Below are 3923 nucleotides of genomic sequence, written 5' to 3'. Positions count from 1 at the left end.
GATGATTCTGCCAAACATGTTATTGATCGTTTATTATTTCTTGATATGCAGAACAATAAGGAAATACAATTTAAAATTCCCTTCGGCATTTTTATGTGTCCTGGAAATAATCAGGCCATTAATGTCTGAATATTCTTCCCAGGTGGTTACAAGTGAGGCTTCTTCCTGATTTCCTTTGCGAAATACCCATTCTTTTATTACATAATCATCCCCATAATAAAAATCATAGGCATCTCCAGGGGTATAGCCGCCTTCACTTGTATAAACAATGGTCAGTTTTTGCATAGGTGTTTTGCCTATTGGTGCCTCTTCGGATTCTGTAACTTCATAGCTATAGCTACCTTTATCCCAGACCAGGTTAAAAGGTGCTAAAAACCAATATTTGTCATTTATAAAACCAGCATCAACTTTCGCTACAGTGCTGTCTATCTTATTGCGAGTATATGTGGTCGATTCTCCCTCTGATATTCCGGTCACCTCATTTTTCTTAATATTCCATATCCAATCCCTTTCAAAATGAGTAGTGTCCCGGTCAACATTAAAAGTAAACCTTAGTTCTTCTACATTTTTCCATTCCTTCAGACCATGTGCATAGGCTATTTTTTCCGGAACGGTTTGCTCAATTTTTTCTGAATCCGCATCTTTTTTCTGTTCGGTTTTACAGCTAAATATAAACACCAAAGAAAGTATGGTAAGCAAGTTTAAAATTTTCATAATAATGTTTTTTCAAATATAACAGCTTTTCAATTCTTTATTGATAACAATCCATGACTTTATTTGGGTTAGAAATCCCAATAAAATGATTAATTTTGGTTTTTAACAAAAAGTAAAAAATGAGTAAAAAAAAGGGAAAAGTACAAGAAGCCATTGATGAAAGATTATTAGAAGATAGAAAAGTATTTCTTTGGGGGATGGTTGATGATGATTCTGCCAAACATGTTATTGATCGTTTATTATTTCTTGATATGCAGAACAATAAGGAAATACAATTAATTATAAATAGTCCTGGGGGTTATGTAACTTCGGGTTTTGCAATTTATGATACACTAAAATCACTAAAGAGTCCGGTATCCACTGTTTGCAGTGGCTTAGCAGCTTCAATGGGTTCTATTCTCCTCTCTGTTGGTAAGAAAGGGCGACGTTTTATTCAACCTCATGCACGGGTGATGATCCATCAGCCCAGTGGAGGAGCAAGAGGTCAGGCATCGAATATTGAAATTCAGGCTAAAGAAATAATAAAGACAAAAGAGATTGGTGCTAAAATATTAGCTGAAAACTGCGGACAGTCTTATGAAAAAATCTTGAAAGACTTTAACCGTGATTATTGGATGGATGCCGAAGAATCGATAGCATACGGAATAGTAGATGGAATTTTAAAATAGAACATATTTTATTTAATAAAAAAAGACCTTCGTATAATAATATGAAGGTCTTTGTAAATATATATATGGACGCCTTGGCGGGAAATTAACTACTTTAAGTATATACGAAAATACTGGCCAATCAGATTTTTATTCGATAAAAAAATTATTTATATACTATTGAAAATATGGTGCAGGTTAAAAGGGTTTTTTCCTGGAAAAATAAAAAACTACTACTGAAACCATTATGATTTACCAAGGCTTTAGGGCAGGATAAGTATAAGGAAACATAATTTTGTACATTTACTTCCAATCTTAGCTATTCTCCTGGCTTATATTATGACGCAAACTCCAAAAGACATCGCTGTAGTGGGATCCGGATTAATAGGATCTTTATTGGCGATCTATCTAAAAAGATCAGGGCATGAGGTTACAGTGTTTGACCGACGTCCTGATATCAGGACGATTGAATTTTCAGGACGTTCTATAAACCTTGCACTTAGTGATAGAGGTTGGAAAACATTACACAAGGTCGGCATTGAAAAAGAGATAAAGAAGATAGCAATACCTCTATTTAAACGAGCAATGCATGTAGATGGTAAACCTATTTATTATCAGAACTACGGAAAGGAGGGGGAAGCAATCTGGTCTATCTCCAGAGGATTGTTGAATAGAAAGATGATTGACCTTGCAGAAAATACAGGTGTCAATTTCAGATTTAATGAAAGAGTGTGGGATATTGATTTGCCCGATGCAATATTGTATACCGGAGAAACAGAAAAGGGTGAATGGAAAGCTTATGATTATGATCTGGTGTTCGGTTGTGATGGTGCGTTTTCGAGAATTCGTCATAAAATGCAGCGCAGAAGCCGATTTGATTATTCACAAAATTTTATTGATATCGGATATAAGGAACTGACAATTCCGGCTAATGATGACGGGACACATAAACTAGAAAAAAACTCCTTTCATATTTGGCCCAGAGGTAATTTTATGTTTATCGCCATGCCAAATCTGGATGGGAGTTTTACCTCCACCTTATTTTTGCCATTTGAAGGAGACATTTCTTTTGAGAGTATAAAAACCAAAAGTCAGGCAAAGGCATTTTTCAAAACATATTTTCCTGATGTAATAAATGAAATGGACAGTCTTACCGAAGACTTTTTCAAAAACCCAACCAGTGCAATGGTTACGATGAAGTGCTACCCCTGGACTTATTGGGATAAAGTAGCGCTTGTTGGTGATTCTGCCCATGCCATAGTACCCTTTTACGGTCAAGGAATGAATGCTGGCTTTGAAGATATTTATATATTAAATGAATTAATTTCCAAATATGGCGATGATTGGGAGCATATTTTTGAGGAATATCAGAAGGAAAGAAAACCCAATGCAGATGCGATAGCCGAATTGAGCTACAGAAACTTTGTTGAAATGAGTAGCAAAACAGCCGACCCCTGTTTTTTGCTACAAAAGAAAATTGAAAAACATTTTGCCAAAAATAATCCGGGCAAATGGATTCCGGTTTATTCTAGAGTTACATTCTCTGATCAGCCTTATGCAGACGCATTGGCCATAGGTGATGAGCAGGAAAAAATTATGCAACAGATTATGCGAATACAAAATATTGAGGCAAAATGGGATAGCCTGGAAGTAGAAGAGAAAATGTTAGAGTTACTTGATAAAAATTAAATTTCCCATATACTTATCTATTTTTCATTTCTGACCTGCGCATTGGCATTTGGTCAATTAGATCAAAAATCTCATTTGCTTCCACAATGTACTTTTTCCGGAGTTTCACATCACCATCTTTTCCAATTAAAAGTATACCCTGAAAGTCACCATAAGTAACATTTTCGGGATTTATATTGGTTATCATTCCATCCTTATCTAAAACTTCCATTCCGTTGTAAACAAGAAGAACTAAATCTCTTTCTGTCATTTCGTTATAACGTCCATCAAACTTGTTCAGCTGCAAGTTTCTGGTATGAAGATCATTCTTCGTATCCAATAAAAGAAGAATGCGTTTTTTCCACTTGAATTCGGTCAACTCCTGTGCAGACATTGTCGTTAGTTGTAGCATTAAAACTAAAAGTGCAATACATTTTAGATTAAACATATCCATATATTGGACTAAAATAAAAAAACCACCTAATTACCGGTGGTTTTAATTAAATATTTAAATTCTATTAAATCTTTGAAAACATTTTGTGCATCTTCTGCTGTTCTTCTTCAGCTAAAACCGGATCCACTAGAATTCTACCGCTATGCTCATCGGTGATAATTTTTTTTCTAGAAGCAATTTCTACCTGTACCTGAGGCGGTATAGTAAAGAAAGATCCGCCTGAGGCGCCTCTTTCAACTGGCACAACGGCTAGACCGTTTTTAACGTTATTTCGGATTCGTTTATAAGCCTGTACTAATCTGTCTTCAATTTGTTTTTCAAATTTTTCAGATTTAGCCAAAAGCGCTTTTTCTTCTTTTTCAGTTTCTGCAAGAATTGCGTCTAATTCACTTTTCTTGTGTTTTAAGTGGGAATCACGCTCTGAAAGCCTTTCTTTAGTC

The 3923-nt window shown here is 35.2% G+C and carries 5 protein-coding genes; 2 read left to right on the top strand and 3 right to left on the bottom strand.

Going from position 1 to position 3923, the window contains the following annotated elements; all coding sequences use genetic code 11:
* Positions 1-33 precede the first annotated feature (33 nt).
* Positions 34-714, bottom strand: a complete 681-nt coding sequence (locus WBN20_RS11000) for a hypothetical protein (RefSeq protein WP_424281705.1) — start codon at positions 712-714, stop codon at positions 34-36.
* A 119-nt stretch (positions 715-833) separates the two neighbouring features.
* Here WBN20_RS11000 and WBN20_RS10995 point away from each other — a divergent pair, with 119 nt between their 5' ends.
* Both WBN20_RS10995 and WBN20_RS10990 read left to right on the top strand, forming a co-directional pair.
* Positions 834-1382, top strand: coding sequence for a ClpP family protease (locus tag WBN20_RS10995; RefSeq protein WP_424281704.1), 549 nt, complete (start codon positions 834-836; stop codon positions 1380-1382).
* A gap of 318 nt (positions 1383-1700) precedes the next feature.
* Positions 1701-3050: an FAD-dependent oxidoreductase gene (locus tag WBN20_RS10990; RefSeq protein WP_424281703.1), complete on the top strand. Its 1350-nt coding sequence runs from the start codon at positions 1701-1703 to the stop codon at positions 3048-3050.
* Between the two features lie 13 nt (positions 3051-3063).
* Here the strand turns inward: WBN20_RS10990 and WBN20_RS10985 are convergent, their stop codons facing one another.
* Positions 3064-3477 carry a DUF4174 domain-containing protein gene (locus tag WBN20_RS10985; protein ID WP_424272856.1) on the bottom strand — a complete coding sequence of 138 codons (414 nt, stop codon included), beginning with the start codon at positions 3475-3477 and terminating at the stop codon, positions 3064-3066.
* 70 nt (positions 3478-3547) lie between these two features.
* Positions 3548-3923 (bottom strand): zinc ribbon domain-containing protein (locus WBN20_RS10980; protein ID WP_424281702.1); only part of this gene is annotated, 376 nt, incomplete at its 5' end.

It is taken from the genome of Eudoraea sp. (assembly GCF_049665975.1).
GTDB lineage: Bacteria > Bacteroidota > Bacteroidia > Flavobacteriales > Flavobacteriaceae > Eudoraea.
This window is presented reverse-complemented; position numbering and strand designations above follow the sequence as displayed.

Bases quoted from the DNA above. Each gene is read 5' to 3' on its own strand.
- WBN20_RS11000 (WP_424281705.1), bottom strand. From the start codon at position 714: ATGAAAATTTTAAACTTGCTTACCATACTTTCTTTGGTGTTTATATTT.
- WBN20_RS10995 (WP_424281704.1), top strand. From the start codon at position 834: ATGAGTAAAAAAAAGGGAAAAGTACAAGAAGCCATTGATGAAAGATTA.
- WBN20_RS10990 (WP_424281703.1), top strand. From the start codon at position 1,701: ATGACGCAAACTCCAAAAGACATCGCTGTAGTGGGATCCGGATTAATA.
- WBN20_RS10985 (WP_424272856.1), bottom strand. From the start codon at position 3,477: ATGTTTAATCTAAAATGTATTGCACTTTTAGTTTTAATGCTACAACTA.